Source organism: Erythrobacter tepidarius, assembly GCF_002155695.1.
In the GTDB taxonomy this organism is placed as follows: domain Bacteria; phylum Pseudomonadota; class Alphaproteobacteria; order Sphingomonadales; family Sphingomonadaceae; genus Erythrobacter; species Erythrobacter tepidarius.
The window spans coordinates 1-17,388 of sequence record NZ_MUYJ01000016.1 but is presented as its reverse complement, the minus strand read 5'-3'; the positions used below and the strand labels follow the sequence as shown (position 1 = coordinate 17,388).

At 62.5% G+C, this 17,388-nt stretch carries 15 protein-coding genes and 2 tRNA genes; 7 read left to right on the top strand and 10 right to left on the bottom strand.

What is annotated here, in order from left to right:
• Positions 1-17: 17 nt before the first annotated feature.
• The 4 genes from BZF61_RS14135 to BZF61_RS14120 all read left to right on the top strand — a co-directional run bounded on the left by BZF61_RS14135 (position 18) and on the right by BZF61_RS14120 (position 3,575).
• On the top strand, positions 18-1,019 hold the full coding sequence (locus BZF61_RS14135; RefSeq protein ID WP_086620041.1) for a polysaccharide deacetylase family protein: 1,002 nt from the start codon (positions 18-20) through the stop codon (positions 1,017-1,019).
• An 80-nt stretch (positions 1,020-1,099) separates the two neighbouring features.
• Positions 1,100-1,172 (top strand) — tRNA-Ile (locus tag BZF61_RS14130).
• A 186-nt stretch (positions 1,173-1,358) separates the two neighbouring features.
• Positions 1,359-1,435: transfer RNA gene (locus BZF61_RS14125), tRNA-Pro, on the top strand.
• A gap of 109 nt (positions 1,436-1,544) precedes the next feature.
• Positions 1,545-3,575, top strand: a complete 2,031-nt coding sequence (locus BZF61_RS14120; RefSeq protein WP_086620040.1) for a site-specific integrase — start codon at positions 1,545-1,547, stop codon at positions 3,573-3,575.
• An 84-nt stretch (positions 3,576-3,659) separates the two neighbouring features.
• Here the strand turns inward: BZF61_RS14120 and BZF61_RS14115 are convergent, their stop codons facing one another.
• The 7 genes from BZF61_RS14115 to BZF61_RS14085 all read right to left on the bottom strand — a co-directional run bounded on the left by BZF61_RS14115 (position 3,660) and on the right by BZF61_RS14085 (position 9,216).
• Positions 3,660-3,947: a hypothetical protein gene (locus tag BZF61_RS14115; RefSeq protein WP_086620039.1), complete on the bottom strand. Its 288-nt coding sequence runs from the start codon at positions 3,945-3,947 to the stop codon at positions 3,660-3,662.
• A 64-nt stretch (positions 3,948-4,011) separates the two neighbouring features.
• Complete coding sequence (locus BZF61_RS14110; RefSeq protein WP_086620038.1) at positions 4,012-4,767, bottom strand: GIY-YIG nuclease family protein; 756 nt, start codon at positions 4,765-4,767, stop codon at positions 4,012-4,014.
• Positions 4,764-5,936 carry a DNA cytosine methyltransferase gene (locus BZF61_RS14105; RefSeq protein WP_086620037.1) on the bottom strand — a complete coding sequence of 391 codons (1,173 nt, stop codon included), beginning with the start codon at positions 5,934-5,936 and terminating at the stop codon, positions 4,764-4,766. Before BZF61_RS14105 ends, BZF61_RS14110 begins: the two co-directional genes overlap by 4 nt.
• A 135-nt stretch (positions 5,937-6,071) precedes the next feature.
• On the bottom strand, positions 6,072-6,836 hold the full coding sequence (locus BZF61_RS14100; protein WP_086620036.1) for a hypothetical protein: 765 nt from the start codon (positions 6,834-6,836) through the stop codon (positions 6,072-6,074).
• 60 nt (positions 6,837-6,896) lie between these two features.
• Positions 6,897-7,475, bottom strand: a complete 579-nt coding sequence (locus BZF61_RS14095; RefSeq protein ID WP_086620035.1) for a hypothetical protein — start codon at positions 7,473-7,475, stop codon at positions 6,897-6,899.
• Positions 7,476-7,621: 146 nt separating this feature from the next.
• The gene (locus BZF61_RS14090; protein ID WP_143737085.1) at positions 7,622-8,152 is read right to left on the bottom strand and encodes a hypothetical protein; all 531 of its coding nucleotides are present in this window, start codon (positions 8,150-8,152) and stop codon (positions 7,622-7,624) included.
• Positions 8,153-8,343: 191 nt separating this feature from the next.
• Positions 8,344-9,216 (bottom strand): 3'-5' exonuclease, encoded by an 873-nt coding sequence (locus BZF61_RS14085; RefSeq protein WP_086620033.1) that lies wholly within the window; start codon positions 9,214-9,216, stop codon positions 8,344-8,346.
• Positions 9,217-9,714: 498 nt separating this feature from the next.
• Between BZF61_RS14085 and BZF61_RS15660 the strand changes: the two genes are divergently transcribed.
• The 3 genes from BZF61_RS15660 to BZF61_RS14070 all read left to right on the top strand — a co-directional run bounded on the left by BZF61_RS15660 (position 9,715) and on the right by BZF61_RS14070 (position 14,704).
• The gene (locus BZF61_RS15660; RefSeq protein ID WP_143737083.1) at positions 9,715-10,740 is read left to right on the top strand and encodes a hypothetical protein; all 1,026 of its coding nucleotides are present in this window, start codon (positions 9,715-9,717) and stop codon (positions 10,738-10,740) included.
• Positions 10,741-11,197: 457 nt separating this feature from the next.
• Positions 11,198-13,399 carry a coiled-coil domain-containing protein gene (locus BZF61_RS14075; protein ID WP_086620031.1) on the top strand — a complete coding sequence of 734 codons (2,202 nt, stop codon included), beginning with the start codon at positions 11,198-11,200 and terminating at the stop codon, positions 13,397-13,399.
• Between the two features lie 753 nt (positions 13,400-14,152).
• Positions 14,153-14,704 (top strand): hypothetical protein, encoded by a 552-nt coding sequence (locus tag BZF61_RS14070; protein WP_086620030.1) that lies wholly within the window; start codon positions 14,153-14,155, stop codon positions 14,702-14,704.
• A 416-nt stretch (positions 14,705-15,120) separates the two neighbouring features.
• On the opposite strand, the gene BZF61_RS14060 is transcribed toward BZF61_RS14070, so the two are convergent.
• The 3 genes from BZF61_RS14060 to tnpC form a co-directional block, all read right to left on the bottom strand.
• Positions 15,121-15,888, bottom strand: coding sequence for a BRO-N domain-containing protein (locus tag BZF61_RS14060; protein ID WP_086620028.1), 768 nt, complete (start codon positions 15,886-15,888; stop codon positions 15,121-15,123).
• A 251-nt stretch (positions 15,889-16,139) separates the two neighbouring features.
• Positions 16,140-16,763, bottom strand: coding sequence for a plasmid pRiA4b ORF-3 family protein (locus BZF61_RS14055; protein ID WP_027443935.1), 624 nt, complete (start codon positions 16,761-16,763; stop codon positions 16,140-16,142).
• Positions 16,760-17,388 (bottom strand): IS66 family transposase (gene tnpC / locus BZF61_RS14050; protein ID WP_143736998.1); only part of this gene is annotated, 629 nt, incomplete at its 5' end. The genes tnpC and BZF61_RS14055, both read right to left, overlap by 4 nt.

The following is a 17,388-nucleotide window of genomic DNA, read 5'->3' as shown; positions in this document are numbered from 1 at the left end:
GACGAGGGAAGTGACGCATGGCGACGGAATCGATGCTGGTGCCGCCGCCTGCCGGTGCCGCAGCGCGGCTGGCTCCGGGGTTCGGCCCGCGCGTGCTGCTGACCGTCGACACCGAAGAGGAATTTGACTGGGATGCCCCCTTCAGCCGCGAAGGGGGCGGCCTGAGCCATGTCGCGGCGATCCCGCGTTTCCAGAGCTTCTGCGAGGCAATCGGCGCGCATCCCGTCTATCTGGTCGACTGGCCGATCGTCAGCGATTCGCGCGCGGTAGAGATCATCGGCGATGCAATCCAACGCGGCACCGCCGAGGTCGGGGTGCAGCTTCACCCTTGGGTCAACCCGCCGTTCGAGGAGGAGATTACCCACTTCAACTCTTTCGCCGGCAATCTCCCGCCCGCGCTCGAAGCGGCCAAGTTCAGCGCCTTGCGCGATGCGATAGAGGCCGCTTTCTCCAGCGCGCCGCTGATCTACCGCGCCGGGCGCTACGGGCTTGGGCCGAGAACCGCGGATATGCTCAAGGCCGTGGGAATTCGGATCGATACCTCGGTGCGACCGCTGTTCGATTACAGCAGCCAAGGTGGGCCAGACTATTCCTACCACCCGCTCGCACCCTACTGGGTCGATGCAGAGCGCAGGCTGCTCGAACTGCCAGTCACCAGCGTTCACGCGGGCCTGTTGCGCAATTTCGGCGTGCCGCTGCAGCGGCTCGGTGCGCGGATCCCCGGCGCGCTCGGCGCGCTGTCGCGGCTCGCCCTGCTCGAACGCATCGCGCTGACACCCGAAGGGGTCTCCATCGAAGAGGCGATGCGCGGCATCGACATCGCGCTCGACAGCGGCTTGCCGGTGCTGGTGCTATCGTTCCACAGTCCGACGCTGGCGCCCGGACTGACGCCTTATGCCTCTGACGAAGCGGCAGTCGAGGCGCTCTATGCATGGTTTGCCGCGGTGTATGCCGAGCTTGCCCGGCGCGGCGTGCGCAGCTGCACCGTGGCAGAGATTCTGGCGGCCAGCGTCGGCTAGGGAAAGCTTTGCGCGCTTGTCTCGGCCCTTGCGCCGGAGTAGGGGCTAACCCTCGCCCTGTCTCCGGTACGCATTGATCGGGGCCTGTAGCTCAGCGGTTAGAGCTGGCCGCTCATAACGGCTAGGTCGCGGGTTCGAATCCTGCCGGGCCCACCGGGGCGGGGGCGAGCAAGCAGAAATGGCCAGCGCGGCGGTGGTCAAGGGGAACGGCATCGGAAGGGTTCCGGGACTGTTTCGGGATTGCGGCTGGCGGTTCTGGCCTTGCTCTGTCACCAGCTGCCACTTGCCACACGTTCCGCTTGCACCGGAACGGCGCCAAACCTAAGGAAAACCGCAGCGCGGGGAGTAGCGCAGTCTGGTAGCGCATCTGCTTTGGGAGCAGAGGGTCGCAGGTTCGAATCCTGTCTCCCCGACCACTTTTCTTGCAAAGCATTGAAGGAAAACCGCTTTTCACCTCTCGGTGAGGCGGAGTGTTACGTAATGTATCACATGCCGGTTCACCGAGGCATCTCGGAGAGCCCTTCAATGCCCAAGATACCTTTCAGCATCCGCCGGTCCGGGCGCTACTACTTCCGGCGCCGCGTCCGCTTCCAGAACGGCAAGGATTTCACTATCGTAGTGCCGCTTTCGACCTGCAATGGGCAGGAGGCTCGCGAGCGCGCAACCGGGCTCGCCGCGCAATTCGACCAGGTGAGACGGACTGTGAATGCCTTCTACGAATCGAACCGGGAACTCGACGCGGACACGCTCAAGTCCCTGTTCGAAACGGAGCTCCGCCATTGCCTCGCGACCTTCGTATCGGAGTTCCACGACCCCTCACGCGACCCGCTTGCCCGCATCGCTGACCACCGCACCCAAGCTAGCGCCTATGACATCGCCCAGCGTCCTGGAACGACCAACGAACTCACGGATGCGCAGCGTCAGACACTTGCCGCTGCCGGCCACGACGACTGGGATATCGAGTTGGTGGCATGCGATCTCGACCGCACATGCGGGAAAGACACCATGGATGAAGAGACGCTGGCCTTGGTGGCCGAAGGTCTCGGCATCGAACCGACCGATGCTGTGATTGGTCGCCTCCGGCACATCCATCTGGCAGCCCGAGCTGAAGCTCATCGGCTAGCGGCACACTTCTTTGACGAGGATGTGCAGTCGGCATTCGACCAGGAAGCGGCGCTCCTCGCCAAGCGCCGCCGCAATGGCGAGCCGCTGACATTCGCGCCGCCCGCACCAGCGACGCCACAGCCTGCTGCTCTGCCCTCCCCCGCTTCCGCGGCTGTTGCGCCGGTCGCATCTGGCCGGGATGACTGCCTGTTCAAGACCTATCACACCGCGAAGTTCAGCGAGGTCATCCCCAAAATCCTCAGGCTTGCTCGGGCGGCGGGACACTGGAACAGGGGGCTGGCGCAATATGAGCGCGTGCTGCGCACCTTCGCCTGGGTAACTGGCGACAAGCCCCTCGGCGAATACAACCACGCCGACGTCGCGAAGTTCAAGAACGCCCTCCTCGAAATGCCGCGTGACTACCGTCCCGCCAAGGATTTCGATCGGCCGTTTGACGAGGTGGTTGCGACGCTGAAGGTCACACCCGCCAACGCCCGCTCGGTCAACACGATCAAGCGTGACCTCTCCTACATGTCGACCGCCTATCAGATCCTCGCTGAAGACGAGTGGGCACCTAAGGCCGCGAATACGAAGGCGCTCGACGTTGGCGCGGTCAAGTTCGGGAAGCACAAAAAAATATCCGAAAAGACTGAGCGCCCGCCGTGGACGCCGGAGCACATGAGGTGCCTTTTCTCGGCCCCGATCTGGACCGGTGGTGGTGGGCACCTGCGCCGTCTCAGTGCGGAAGCGGGAACGGCCGTGTATCAGGACGCGGCCTATTGGCTGCCGATCCTGCTCTACTACACCCACGCCACGCTGAACGAAATTGCTGGCCTGCGCGCTGACGAGGTGCACATCGACGATGCCGTTCCTAACCTCGTCATCCAGAACAACGAACTGCGCGCAGAGGATGGGGTCGATGGAGGGGAAAAGAATGCCAAGCGCGGCCGAATGATCCCGTTGCATGACGAGCTCCTTCGCCTCGGCTTCGCCGACTACGTGCGCGTCATCCGGGCTGAAGGCCACAAGGCTCTGTTCCCGGAGCTCTACCTCAATGAAGCGCGAGTCGGTGGGCACCAGTTCCGCAACATCGCCTGGGGACACATGAGGGACTGGATCGGGCTGCACATGCCGATCCCGGTCAACGTGATGTCAGGCAAGCAGGCGGACATGCACTCGATCCGCTCGCTGGGCTCTAGCTTCTACGCCACGTCAGAAGCCCCCGACCTCATGCGAGCTGACGTAATGGGCCATGCTCGGACCGGCACCAATGCCTTGCACTACTCCAAGCGCACCAAGACGCATGGTGTCGATAAGGTGCTCGCCGAATACAAGGCGTTCATGGCGAGGTGGACCGATGTCGCAACCGCTCATCTTCAGCCGCACCCCGTCAAGCTGCTGCCGATCAATCACCGGTCCCGGACAGGCAAGCCGCGCTTGAAGCGCTCTTAGCCGGTGGCGCGGGGCTGCTGCGATCAGCGGCAGTCCCGCGCTGTCCCTATAGCTCGCGTGCCGGAATACGGGTCGTGTTGAGGATCAGCGCCCCCGACCGTAGGTCAGGGTGATTTCATCGCCCTCGAGCTTCGGCGCCAGTCGCCGCATAACGGCGCCGTTGGCTCTGATCGGCGACGGCCATTCGCGTTCGGCTGGACAATCGTAGGAAATGTTCGCCGTCCGGAACGACAGCCCCTCGTCCGAGGACATGATGTCGACGTCGGCCTCCAGCTTAATGCCCTGCACCCTCAGCCCGGCGCGGGTGCGGACGAAGCCGATCGCCTCCAGCAGGTCGGGTTTCTGGATGACCGCGCGCCAGACGAAGCTCATGTGGCCTGCGCTGCGCCGCGCGTCAGCGCGCGCATCGCGTTGGTAATCGCGTCGCTCCCCACAATCAGCTTCGTGCGATGACGTCTCCGTGAGGGTAATCGCGAGCCTCACGGTATAGGATAACCCGCCCAGGCAAGCTAGTTGCCTGCCACCCTGCCGGAAGGGCAGCGACAATCGCTGAAAGAAAACCGCGCATGGTAAGGGGCACAGGGCACAGGGGCAGCGGGGTAGCGACCAGCTCGGGGTGCGCTTGGCGCCTGCCACCGGCCAGCTCGAAGCGGCACACATAAGGCACGGACGCCTTCACCCGGAACAGCGCCGCCGCGACAGTCTCGCACCCGGCAAGGTCCACGTTCAAGGGCCGGTCAAGGTCTAGCGGGAACGCAAGGTCGAAGTGCCCTTCCTTGGCCCGCGTGGTGTCCCGCTCCCGGCCCGGATCATTCGCGCCAAACCCGCTCCCGTTCCATCCGGCGGCTTCGCGTCCGTAATGGGCGATAAGCTGGGTTTCCAAGTCCACGGCGGTGAACACGAACACCCGGAGAGCTTTGAACTGCACCTCCCCCGGCTCAATCCCGACGCGGTGCTGCACGTTCCGACAGTGCCGCTCTAGGCGCGCCCGCAAGCCTGCCTCGGCATCCGTCTTGCCGATGTAGACCAGCTCGCCCCGATAGAGAAGCTGATAGACCCCTTGTGCGTCCGGTATCTCCGCCAAGTTTTCAGGCACCAGCGACCCCGGCTCGGCGGCGGTGAACCTCTCGACAATCTGCGAGAGGAGCGCCTCGGGGAGCTTAAACTCAAACTCGTAGTAGCCCCGCGTCACGCTGCGACCGCTTTCAGGTGCCCCGCCACGTCACGGGCGACGGTCTCCGCCAGCCGCACTGGCACGGCGTTGCCAAGCTGGCGCATGGTCTCCGTCCAAGAGCCGTGGAACTTGTAGTCGTCCGGGAAGGTTTGCAGGCGCGCGCTCTCTCGGACGGTGAAGTAGCGGACGCTCCCGTCCGGGCGGAGCAACATATTCTCGCCACCTGGCACCCCGTGGACGCCCGCCTTGAGTGTCTTTGCGGGGGCATCAAGCGGGCTTCCGGTGTGTCCGGGGTAGGTGCGAGCGCCGCCCTGAAAGCGATGGTTCAAGAGCAATGCCGAGGCGTGGGGCTGGTGCTCGGGGTCGGGCAAGTCCAACAGCGCCTCCCGGACGGTGCGCCACGCCTTCGTGGCGATAGCCTCCCGCCCGAGCTTGCGGAGAGTGCGAGCGCGGGCTTCGGCTCGGGGCGACAGCACCCGGTCCCGCTTGGCGACGCCCAGCCGCTCCCAATACTCGCCCGTCACCGCCTGCTCCCAGATTAGGGCATCGGCGCTGAACTCCCCGTCCGGGAAGCTCCATTCGACCCCGAGGTCCTCCCGGAACCCGACAAAGAACACCCGCTCCCGGCGCTGTGGAACCCCGTAGTCCGCCGCGTTCACCAGCCGTGTCACCAGCCGGTATTCCAAGGGTGCCCCGGAAGTGTGGTGCCGCTCCAAGCGGCCGAGGTGCTCCTGCCAATCCTCGGCGTCCCGGCGGGCGAGGGAGGGATATTGGAGCTGGAGCTGGATATAGGACAGATACGTGGCGAAGGTCGCCCGTGTGAGGCCCTTCACATTCTCAAAGATGAACGCGCGAGGGCGCGACTCCCGGACCGCCCGGACTGCCTGCGACCACAAGTCGCGGTCGTCACGGTGTGCCCGGTGCTTGCCTCCGAGGGAGAACGGCTGGCAGGGGGGACCGCCAGAGATCAGCTCGACCTTGCCTTCCCAACGGGTGAACGACACGTCGCGCACGTCGCCATGCACCAGCGACCACCCCTTTACGATAGACACGTCCCTGCCCTGATTTTCGCGGATGGTCTCGACGCAGTAGTCATCCCACTCGACCACCTCCACCGGCCGGAAACCGGCCTTCCCAGTGCCTATTCCAAGCCCGCCGGCACCCGCGAATAGCTCTATCGATTTCATGCGATCCCCTGCGAAACATGCCCATGAAGGCAAACCGGATGGAGGCGCCAAATATGCTTCGGCGCGCTCTAACATCATCGCCATCCGGATTGCTAGCTCTAGGTGCCGATCATCCACGTCAACCCATTTTCTGAGTCAAGCCGCCTCCTGGGATGCGCTGATCCATCGCTCGAGATCGGCGCTGAAGGCTTTGAGCGCAACCGCCATAGGATGCGCAGGGCGCTGGCGAAGGAAGGCGCCGATCATGCCGATCACGGCGGGTTCGAACCGAAGGCCAGGCGAACCCTGCGCGATACGCCAAGCGATCATCACGATGGCCGTGATGAGAGTATCCGCTTCGCAGTGCCCGAGAAGCAGGTGCCAGTCGGCCGGTGTCCGTGTCTCGAAGAACCGGGCCTTGTTGCGCAGGAGGCTTAGGGGAACGCCAATTCGATAGGCGACCTCGCTCAGGTGGTGCCACGTCTTGCCGCCTGCGCGCATTGCGAGTGACAGGTCAAGGTGCATGCGCTGACGCCCGCCGAATACGGGCTCGCGCAGCTGTGGTGGCAAGACCAACCCGTATTCCATCGCGGTGAGTGTCAGCACCTGCTGGTCGACTGGCAACCCGCCCCACGTGACGACCACGCGGTCGGCGCGCTCGGTGAGGCTGCCGAACAGGGCCTTGGTGACTGCGAGATCCGACTTGTGCGTGTATTCGCTCCAGGAATTCACGGCGCCAAATGACACGGCGCCGTCTGCCAAGATATCGAGGTCAAAGAGAGCGGCGGCGCTGATGCAGCGTGAGGCGATCCGATTGTGCTGGCAGTCCGGATGTATCTCCTCATTAGCCGCGATCAGATCGCGGTCCCATGCGCTCTCGGTGTCGAGGAAAGTGTATTTGTATGGGTGGGACAGGGTCATAGGTTCTCCTTGTGGTGGTGAGATAGGTGCTGCGCAGGCGCAGTTGGATCGCAGGCAGTGTCAGAACGGGACCGGCCGGGCCTGTTCGATGGCTCGCCAGGCATGGAAGGCCGCGAACAGGCACTCGGCTTCTCGCCGCGAGCAGAAGCCGGCGGTGTAGGCGGCCCACAGAGCCATCGCCTGCTCCGGTGCGCTACGGCTGCGCCTCAACGGTGTGGACTGCGGCCCCGGCAGGTCGAGGCCGATGCTCCGCCCCAACTCGGCAAGCTGCCTGTCGCGAACCGCGAGCGGCAGCATGGTCGAGCCGGGCAGGCGGCGGGCGATCAGCGTGTTGTCGCAAGGCGGCATGACGTCACCTGCTGTGACGATAAAGTGGAAGGCATGATCCGAAAGCCGCGGCTCACGCACCAGCACCTCGGCGCCTGGCGGGATGCGCGCGCACAAGCCGTCGATGATGGCAGCCCGCGGCGTAGTGGGATCGAAGGCGGCCTTGCTGACGCTGAAGCGAGCCGCCCGCCTGCCGCACCGGGTGACGGTGAACAGGGCGATGTGGGAGATCGCCGAGCCCCGTTGGAGGAAGGGGCGATTGCGGACGATGATGACAGAGGCCAACACCGGGGGATGGCCGGGATGGGGCATGGGAAGATCCTTGGACGAATACAGACGGGCGGCACTCCGCTTGGGAGCGCCGCCCGTCTGGTGGAGGGATGATGATGGGAGGGCGGACCGATCGACGGGTGGTCAGTGGCTGGTCAATCCACGTCCACGCGCCGAACGATGGCCGATCAGCTCGTCGGCAGGATATGGATTTCCACGCTCTTGTGACGGAAGACGCCGGCTTCTGTGATCAGCGCACGCATTCGGCGAACAAGTTCGCTCCAGCCCCGCTCGACGCCTTCTTTCACGCGGGCCGGCCTCGGCACCGGACGATCGACCATCCGGCCGTCCGGCATCATCTCGAAAGCCAACTTGCGATCGAGGGTCACGAGCATCATCGGCGCCCCCCTATGCAGCACGCACGGCTCGACCATGCTGACGAGGAGTCCGGCACCAGTGTGGCGCAGGATCACGAGACCGCTGCACATCGTGGTGACCTCGTCCCGAAAGTTGGCCATGAGCCAGTCCTTGCCGGACCGCATGGCGATGGCGGCGAGCAGATCAACGCCGGCCGCCATGCTGCCGTTGATCGCAACCACGCCGAGGTCGCAGTCGCCGAGGTCCCCATCCTGTGGTGCATGGGGGTCCTTCATGGCCCTGGGGAGCGCATGGGTGATGGGTCGGCGGGGACAGGCCCCGCCGAGGTTCAGATCGATCATCTTCGTATTTCCTTGGGTTGGAGTGACGGGCCGCTCCTCATGGGACGGACCCAAGCCTTCCTTTTTTCCTTCTCTCAGGCAGGCTCACTCATTCTCTGACAACGTGAGGAATGCCGGGCGGGTGTGCTGCCCGCCCGTTTCACACTCCTGCAGGCGACACCGGAGCACCGGCGTGGCCTGCAGCCTTTCATTCAGCAGTGGCGATCGAGCCAGGTGACCGGTGTCCTTGTGACCGTCACGCGTGTGCAGTGCCGCGCGATCCAGCTTTCCTCCCAATCGGCCTGGAACTCGCTGGTCTCGAGCGACCAGACTTTGCGGTCCCAATCCCACCGATAACCTCGGCGCTTGAGATCGCCACGCGCATCGAAGGTCTGGCCTTCGACGTCCAACCGGATGGTCGTGGTCTGTGCATTCGCCAGCGCCTCTGCCAAGACCGTGCGGCCGTTCGGCAGCACCGTGGCGAGCAGGTTGATGGTCGCGGTCACGTCATCACCTGCATTGTGCGCCTTGGGTGCGAACAGGCCCTGCTGCATCAGCAGATGTCCGAGCGCCCTGCCATCGAAGCCCTGCGCGAGCCAGTCGACATCGTTCAGTGAACAGACCCAGGGGACATGCTCGATCCCCGGGAGGAGACGCCGGCAAAAGCCCGCGTCGAACCGCGCGCCATGAGCCAGGACCGCATCGGCACGGGCGAAGAAGGCGGTCATCCTCTCCACATCGATCGCGCGGCCTGCGAGCTTGTGGTCATCCAGGCCGGTGAGCTTTGTGATCTTCGGCGACAGCGGTCGGCCCGGATCCTGCAGGCCATAGGCCTTGTCGATGATACGGGTGATGCGGCCCTCGATGTCGGTCTGCACCAGGGCTGCGGCGAGTTCGATGATCTGGTCGCTGTCCGGGTCCAGGCCCTCGGTTTCGGTATCCACCACGGCGATCGTCATCCCTGGCCGGTCCGGGTCGCCCATCTTAGGCCAGTCGTCCAGCCGGGCGATCCGCCGCAGGACGCGGACGTTGTCGTCGGCTGCCTCACCGGCCTTCCGGCCAAGTTCGTCATTCAAGCTGTTCATGCATTACCTCGCTTCCACGAGGTCGGCCGAAGGAACCTTTTTCCTTCACCCAGCCAACCTCATGCAGCTCGGCTGCGAGAGGGCTTTTCCTTCACCGGCGGCATGGGTGCTGCGTTTAGCGGTCGACGCACATCGCGGTCGAAAGACTGAGCAATGTTCAGACCCGAAGCCCCTAGATAAAACTCGTGCAGCAGCCGACGAGCCCTCACGAATTGGCAAGCGCTAGGCTCCTTTCTGAGGCGATTACTTCCGAAAGACGTGCTGCCATGTTGCGTGATGCAACAGAGAGGCGGAAACTAAGCAGGATCGAAAAAAGAACATATTGGGATTATACGGTGAAATGTTGTTTTAACGCGATTAAGCGTGTGCTGGCAGGGGTGATGGGCAACCAGATGCGTAGAAGTCATTCTATAATACTCTTTTGCCTTTTTCTGAAAAAGGCTCGCTCTTCCACCCTCGTGGTGAAGCGATCACTCGAATCTGGCAAAAGGAAGTTCAATGCCTCAACGCAAAGCTCCGCCCTTCGTAGAGGTGGCTAGGATCCTCGACGGCTACTTCTTCACCAAAGGGCACGCACCTCCTGTGCGTGAGCTGCGGGGTTTGTGCGGCGGTGAAGGTAGCCTCGAGACCTACAGTGACTACACGAAACGATGGCTCACGCAGAAGATGTTGGGCTCAGGGGCCATGGCTTCCATCCTGGCGATTCAAGAGCAAGCTAAAGCTCACGTGCAGATCATCGACCAGCTTTTGGCCCAGCTGCAGCGAGCGCTTTCGATGCCGGTCATCGAAAATGACGACGCCGTCGACCTGGCCAGCGGCGAAGAGCAGTTGGTCTCCGAGACGGACGAGCATCGCGGTGTGCAACATCACGATAGTGAGCCTACCACGCCACAGACGTCGGCGGGATCGTCGAGCGAAACAGCAAACGTCGTCGCTGACACCTCCGCCCATGCATCATCACCTGAACCGAACGCGAACGGCAAACCTGTGCGGTGTTCCAACGGACAGGAGACCGCACCACCTGACGATGAAGAAGCCATCGTTGCCGTGGCGAGCGCAGCGCAAGCACCACGGCAGCCGACTGGTGGCCAGTCGTGTTCGCCGAACGTGTTCGCTTCATCCCCTGCCGAGCCGGACTTTGGCATCGACATGGATCGGTATACCTACCGTGATGATGATGACGAAGACCCTGTTCTCCGACATCATCTCTCGGCCGGGTCACGGAATGGCGAGCATGCAAGCGGCCAATCGGATGCCCGGTCATACTCGTCCGGTGAAAACAGCCGCGTAATCAAGGATGGGTCGCTCTCTCACGCCGACGGGGGTGGCAAAGCCACCCATCCGGCAGGCGTGAACAAGCCCTGCACGGGCGAGAGCGACACATCTGCGAAGTGCATGGGCGAAGCAGTCACTTCGCCGGTGAATGAGCAGCCGTCGGCCGGTGAGCCGACCCCGCGGGAAGCGGGGTCAGGCGAGCCGCCGCTCGTCAGCACAAAGCCAATACCGACAAGGGAGGCTCAGTGATGACGAACACGGCTGCTCCTTCACCGCATCAGCGTCCCCTTGCAAGGGGCGCTGTCCATCACCGCCGTGCGTGCGGTGAGCCGGCTTTCCGATGGATCGGAAAGCCTCGGACCGCAGGTCCGACGGGGGTCCAGGGGCTCTCCCCTGGCACGCTTTTTTCCGTCAGGAAAAAAACCGAGCGTGTTCGGCTTTTTTTGGGACTACCCCCCTTACCGTGGAGGCTGGCGACAAAAAAGAGCACCGCAGCCGCCACCAATCTTGCGAGGTGCTCAGCGTCCACGCTTCACGCCGCCCGCGCAGTCATCAACACGTCTGATCGCGAAGAAGACGCGTCAACTTCGTACACAGGTCTACAGCTTGCGCAAATTGCCTTCGGCGTCCGGCCGATCGTCGCGGATGCTCAACACCTCACCGTGTACTTTCATTACGTCCACAACATCGTCGCGCGGAGGGCAAAATGAGACGCAGCCCCGTCGCCGGTATCTCAGGTTCCATCCGAGCCGTGTGTCTGAGCAAAGCTGACCTCACCGCGGCAGAAAGGCACGGCAAGCGCCTCGATGTGACGTCGAAGGCCCGCGCGATCTCCAAGGACCCTCCCGTTACGAGCACCGGCCTCGATCTTTGGAAGCTGTACTGTAAGCATGTGCAGGACGCGTTCGTGCCAAAATGCAAGACCGTCGCGAAGCACGTCATTATCCAGTTCCCGAAGGATCTGGTCGATGGTGAAAACCCCCAGCACATGCTTCATCATGCACGGCGGATTGTCGAAACAATCTTTGGCGAACAGTCAATTTTCGCCGACCGGATCGATCGCGATGAGCAGGGTCGACACATCGTCGACATCTTCGTAGCCCCGAAATACATCAAGAAGACCAAGAAAACCTCCAGGTTGGCGGTGAGCGTCACGGTCCATGAAGAGGCGCTCGCGGAAAAGCACAACCGAAGCAACTCAAGTCGCGGGCGTGGGCAGGCCATGCAGGACGCAATCTTCGCGTATTTCCGCGATGAGATGAAGCTCCCAGGCGTGCAGCGTGGCGACCCCAAGGCTAATCCCGGCCCAGATTGGAAGAGCGCTGAAGAGCTCCGCAAGGAGGAGCTCGAGAGCATGAAGGCCGAGGCGGAGGAAGGAATACGGAAGGTCGCCGAACAGGAGAAGAGCTTACAGCAGTTGGTCGAGCAAGCCGCAGCTGAGCGAGATGCTGCTGCGTTGGAGCGCAAGAAGGCGCAGCGAGATCGGGATCAAGCAGAGCGCGAAAAAGCGTTCGCCGAACAGCTTCGGTATGAGGCGGACAGGTTGAAGCAGGAGGCTGAGCGTGCTCGCATCTCGATCGAACTGGAACGGCAATCGGCAGAAGAGGCACTGCGTCAGAAGACTTCAGAGATCGAACGGCGGCAAGCCGATCTCAAAACTCTGTTTGGCGTCGCATCGGAGGAATTGAGAAAGGCTGCAGCAGACTCAGAGGCTGCGCGCCGCAACCGTGTGGCTTCTGAAGCTGCAATCAATGAAGCCCGCGCCAGCATTTCGACGGTTCAGGCTGAGCGAGCTAGTTTTGAACAGGAACGGAAGTGGCACTATGCGCAATTGTCCCTCCTCGCGCGCGCTGCCGACGATCGGAATGGCCTTGAGCTTCGAGAGGGCAGCGACGGCGTCCGTATGGACCGTTCTAGAATGAGCGACGATGAGAAGGCTGCTTTTGCTTCTCCGTTGCCTAGCGCGATCGTCACGATGGCACGCGCATTGGCGAAAGCTCTCGAGCGAGTGCGCCAAGCATTGGCTGACTTGGCATCGAAGGAGAAGAAACTCGACGAGGAACGCGTAAAGGTCGAAGAGCGCAAGCGTCAACTTGCGGCTGAGAGGGAGCAGCACGATGCGGCCGTGCAGCAGCACACCGCTGCGATCGCCGACCTGAAGAGGCGCATGGATTATTGTGCTGCAAAAGAACGCCAACTCGAGGAAGCGATCGACGAGTTCGGCAGAAGCCTAGAGAGCGCCCGTGCAAGACAGGCCAAGGTCCAAGCAGCAGAGAAGACTCAGACGGAATGGCTCGAGGCTGTTCGCCTCATCAACCCGGCGCTTGGGCAGGCAAGCCTCAATATCGAAGGTAAAGTAATCATCAGCGCGGCACTGGCGAAGACGCTCCCTCCAAGTGTCGCGTCGACCCTGAAACAGAGAGCACCGGATTGGGTCATAGGCTTTGTCAATCAAGGTCAACTGCTTGCTGGACTGAAAAAGCAAGCCGCAGCTGATCTGGCCGAAAGTGAAAAACGTGCCGAAGCCATTGCCGCAGACCGCCGGCAACTTGAACAGTCTCGTAGCATCCTCGACGATGTTGTGGCTGGGAGGTGCGTCGCCACGATGGATGGTGATAATCTCTGCTTCAGCTACCGCGACAAGGGTCAACCTCCTCGCGTGTTGCGATTCAGCCGGTCGAAACTTGAGCCCACTATGGTGCATCTCCTCGAACATCACGTGCGAATTGCAACCGTGGCAGCGGAGGTGTCCTCGCTACAGGCTGAACTCAAGGCGGAGCGCGAAACGCTAGCGAAAGAGCATCCAGAGCGAGCGCTCGATCTGCAGCGGGATCAAGAGCGCACCGCACAAAGGGTGGCGCGAGTGATTTCCCCACCTCCTGAGTGGGGACAGAGCCATGGCAGATGATGGCGAACGCCCGGTTATGGATCGCGAACACGCAAGCACCGCATGCCCAGCCCTCGATCGCCAGCGTTAGCTTGCGTGTGGTGCGCAGGATATCCCATCCGCCCAACTCGATCAGAAACCGGCGGATTGTTGGGCCGTTACGCGAGCGGCGCCCGCGCTGCCCACCACTCTTCCAACTGCGAGGGCGAAATCGACCGTCCGGCGCAACCTTCGCGAGGCTGCTGTCAATCAATCCACCGATGTAGAACAGAATCGGAACTTGGCCCCTTGTGCCTATTCCCGACTCGTGGAATCCTGCACGTGATTGCTCCGGAAAAACAAAGCCCCCGGTGTCCTACCACCGAGGGCCTTTGGCCGGGGCAACTCCTGCTTTTCCTTGTCCGGCGAGCAGGAGCGGGAAAATCCCCAGCCAGCGTGGGAATATCCACATGGGTGGGGCCCCGTCAAGCCGGTCGACGCATGGCAAAGGAAAAACCATGGCCCGACGACCCAAGAGCCCACACCGGGCTCCCTACACCCTCGAAGTCTACCTCGAGGTTAAGCAGAGGCTCGCTGCTGGCGAGTTTCAGCACGATATCGCAGCGGATCTCGGTTGGAACCAAGGACGCGTGTCCGAGGTGAACACCGGGAAGCGTGGCGCTGGCTCCGACCAGCCCTCGCTCTTCTGATCTTTGCGGGGTCGGCTTCCGGGTCGGCCCCGCATTTAGCGATCCGCAGCTTGCGCGCTACTCAAGACGGGATAATCTATTGATCATGCAGTCCCTCATCGCCGCCCTTGCACTTCTTTCCGCCCAAGCGGCGCATGCTCAAGACTGGCCGGGGACGCCGGCTGATGGGGCATCTTGGGAAAAGGATCCGGTGATCGTAGACGCGCAAGGGCTCTGCAATCCTGAGGCATCGTCCAACGTCTTCGTTCAGATCGACGTGAAGCTCTGGCGCAACGAGTTCCGCCAGAATTGTTGGTGGCCAGCGTTCGCCGCATCGTCGCGCTATTTCATCAAGACCTATGATTGGGGCTCGGCACCGTCCTCGATCACGTTCGGGCCCAACGGCGTAACTCGCACACCAATTGAGGTTTGGGTGCAAGGCCTACATGATCGCGACGCTAGCGTGCCCTACCGGCGCTCTCTTACCCTCTACCGCGTCACCTGCGCTGCCGGAACGAACCGCTACGCCGCGGTCCAGTTTCTTGCTTACAGTGCCGGCGGCAAGGTGATCGAACAGTGGGAGAGGGCGAGCGCAGCATCGAGGGCCGCAGTGCCCGGATCGAAGGAAGAGGCCTTCGCTGCTGCCGTGTGCGGATAAACTGCAACTTCGTGCTCACGCGCGGGCGCGGCATGCGTCGATCAGGTTTCCGAAGGACCTATCCCGGCCCGCATTCGGCGCCCCGATGCCCGCAAGCCGTGCACCGCATTCGGGCGCCGAGGCTGCCCAGGTCACGCGGCCAGCCGCGGGCATGGCATTGCATGGCGATCGGCACCGGGTCGAGCAGTTCGCGGTGATGGCACGCGCGGCACTTCACCCAGAGCCTGTAACCCTTGCGGGCGAAGTCGGTGATCTGCTCAAGGCGCGTGCTTCCCATGGGTCGACCGTGCCGATGGGGCGATCTGTAGGAAACCAGCGATCAGAACAATCGGGGAACAGGTCTGTGGATTGTGGCGGCCGATGAAGGCAGGCCGAGGATGAGTGAGGCGGGGCTTTTCGGCCCCGCCTGCACCGTCTTAGCTGGCTTTTTTGGCCGGGGCCGGGAGCAGATGCCCAATGTGGGGCAGGGCCGCCGGGTCGCGCCGGTTGAAGTAACGCTCCGCTTCATTCGGGATCCAGACCTGATCAAGATATTCCCGGAAAAGGGGCAGCATTGCGTCGGGATACTGCCGTGCGTCGAACTCACCCGCAGGTGTCCAATGGCTGTAGAAGGTGTAATTGTCGGCCACGGTCGGATGGTTATCCTTCAACCATTTCGAGAAGCCCCGGCCGACGCTGATGTCAGGTCTGATTTCACGGCCATCTTGCGCGACATCAGCGAGGATGTGACCGAGGTGTTCAAACCGGCCCCATAGCCGCACCACAATCTCGTTGATGACCGAGAAGTGCCCAAGGGCGCACCGGTCCCAATTCTGATTGTAGCGACGGATGAACGCAGGCGTGTTCCGCCCATAGCCCCCGGTCTTGCGGATCGAGGGCAAGACTTCCTTGGTCACCCACTTCTTGAAGCGCTTGGCTTCGGCTTTCCGGCTCGTCAGGATCAGCGAGTAGAGGCCGGACTCGTTGATGATGACGGTTTTGCGCTGGCGGCCGATAGCATCGGTAATCCCGATGTTATCTTTTTCGTCGTCATCAAGCCGAGAAGCGGCGTCTCCGACATTGGCAATTTCGAGCTCGCGGCACACGTCTGCGAGCACGAACCAAGGCTCGCCGTTGATGTCGATGATGCGGAAGGGGCGCTGGTCCTCGTATTCGAAGACCTGCAAGGCATGCTGAATTGGCATTGTGTGTGACTCCTTGCGGAGCGCGACAGGAGCCTTGACTGCAACCCGAAGTTGAATACAACGGGAGGTGGAGAGCAGCTGAGGGCCCTGCCGGCCCCAGTTCAACAAAGTCCCGTTCAGCCCGAGTGGTTGAGCGGGACTTTGCTTTTTGACACGAGTCGCAGCCGCGCGAAAGGGCGCGGTAGGACTTTTTTCACCAATTTTGTTGTGGATACAGGGTATCCATCCGGTGAAGGCCGCACCCGTTTCAGTTAGCGGTCACTGGGTTTGATGATGCGTTTTGCTGCGGCGTTACGACGAGCGGCGATCCGGCCGAGGATGCCGTTGATCGGGAAGACATCGAGTTCGTCTGGATCGTAGTCGTCGAGCCATTCGCTGACATCGGCGTGATCTGGATGGTCCGGATCGTTTCTCGCCTCGAGCATTTCGTAGAACCCCGGGATGCCGCCGCAGTCCTCGGGAGGGCAGTTGCGCTCACCGGCGATGAAACGCGGATATGCCGTGGAGCGATCCCCAGCTCGGACATCCCTGATGATCAAACTGTGTTCCCAGTAATCGCCGAAATCATAGACATAATGAATCCGGGTAGTGCCGGGAGCAAGCACATCGCGCAGTCGTGTGCGGGAGGCGACCTTGCGGGGAGCGGTCCCCCAGTCCTCGTCCATGGGCAGGCCGTAGGTCTGGTGATCGATGACCATCTCCCAGAGGTGATAGTCGAGCCATCCCATGGCGGTCTGGACGATCTCGTGCAGCACCTTGAGGGTGATGGAGGTTGGGACTTCGAGCTCTCGCCAGATGAGCGGGTCGGAATCGTTCAGCTCGATACGCAGCGTGGCGATCTCGGTAAAACTGTCGATGGCGCTTTGGCGGGTCATGCCGCCTGCGATAGCAGACCTTCACTCTTGCGCCAGTTCCAAGGCAGCAGCTGATCGAGCCTGGTGGCGGGATGATCGGCGATGCGAGCGAGGACATCGGCGAGCCAGGCCTGCGGATCGACATCGTTGAGCCTGGCGGTCTGGATCAGGGTGTAGATGATGACGGCACGCTGGCCGCCGCGATCGGATCCGCAGAACAGCCATGCCTTGCGGCCAAGCGGGATGCAGCGGAGCGCGCGCTCAGCTGCGTTGTTGGTGAGGCAGATCCGGCCATCGTCGAGGAAGCGGGTGAACGCGTCCCAGCGCTTGAGCATGTAGAAGCAGGCCTTGGTGAGATCATGGCCGCGCGATAGCTTGGCGACCTGCTCGGTCAGCCAGGTGTGGAGCTCGGCCATGAGCGGCGCGCTGAGTTCCTGGCGAACTGCAAGCCGCTCGGCCGGGCTCTTGCCGTTGATGCCGCGCTCGATGTCGAACAGGGCATCGAGGCGCTGCACGGCTTCGAGCGCGATCGGATAGATCATGGCGGCGCTCTGTCCGCGACTCTTCTTGCGGGCCGAGCTTACGACATCGGCCAGCTCGAAGAACTTGCGCCTCGCATGGGCGAAGCAGCCTGCCTCGAGCACGG

Coding starts and splice junctions, on each gene's coding strand:
- BZF61_RS14075 (WP_086620031.1), top strand. CDS start 11,198: ATGAGACGCAGCCCCGTCGCCGGTATCTCAGGTTCCATCCGAGCCGTG.
- BZF61_RS14070 (WP_086620030.1), top strand. CDS start 14,153: ATGCAGTCCCTCATCGCCGCCCTTGCACTTCTTTCCGCCCAAGCGGCG.
- BZF61_RS14090 (WP_143737085.1), bottom strand. CDS start 8,152: ATGATCGATCTGAACCTCGGCGGGGCCTGTCCCCGCCGACCCATCACC.
- BZF61_RS14135 (WP_086620041.1), top strand. CDS start 18: ATGGCGACGGAATCGATGCTGGTGCCGCCGCCTGCCGGTGCCGCAGCG.
- BZF61_RS14105 (WP_086620037.1), bottom strand. CDS start 5,936: ATGAAATCGATAGAGCTATTCGCGGGTGCCGGCGGGCTTGGAATAGGC.
- BZF61_RS14060 (WP_086620028.1), bottom strand. CDS start 15,888: ATGCCAATTCAGCATGCCTTGCAGGTCTTCGAATACGAGGACCAGCGC.
- BZF61_RS14120 (WP_086620040.1), top strand. CDS start 1,545: ATGCCCAAGATACCTTTCAGCATCCGCCGGTCCGGGCGCTACTACTTC.
- BZF61_RS14055 (WP_027443935.1), bottom strand. CDS start 16,763: ATGACCCGCCAAAGCGCCATCGACAGTTTTACCGAGATCGCCACGCTG.
- BZF61_RS15660 (WP_143737083.1), top strand. CDS start 9,715: ATGCCTCAACGCAAAGCTCCGCCCTTCGTAGAGGTGGCTAGGATCCTC.
- BZF61_RS14100 (WP_086620036.1), bottom strand. CDS start 6,836: ATGACCCTGTCCCACCCATACAAATACACTTTCCTCGACACCGAGAGC.
- BZF61_RS14115 (WP_086620039.1), bottom strand. CDS start 3,947: ATGAGCTTCGTCTGGCGCGCGGTCATCCAGAAACCCGACCTGCTGGAG.
- BZF61_RS14085 (WP_086620033.1), bottom strand. CDS start 9,216: ATGAACAGCTTGAATGACGAACTTGGCCGGAAGGCCGGTGAGGCAGCC.
- BZF61_RS14095 (WP_086620035.1), bottom strand. CDS start 7,475: ATGCCCCATCCCGGCCATCCCCCGGTGTTGGCCTCTGTCATCATCGTC.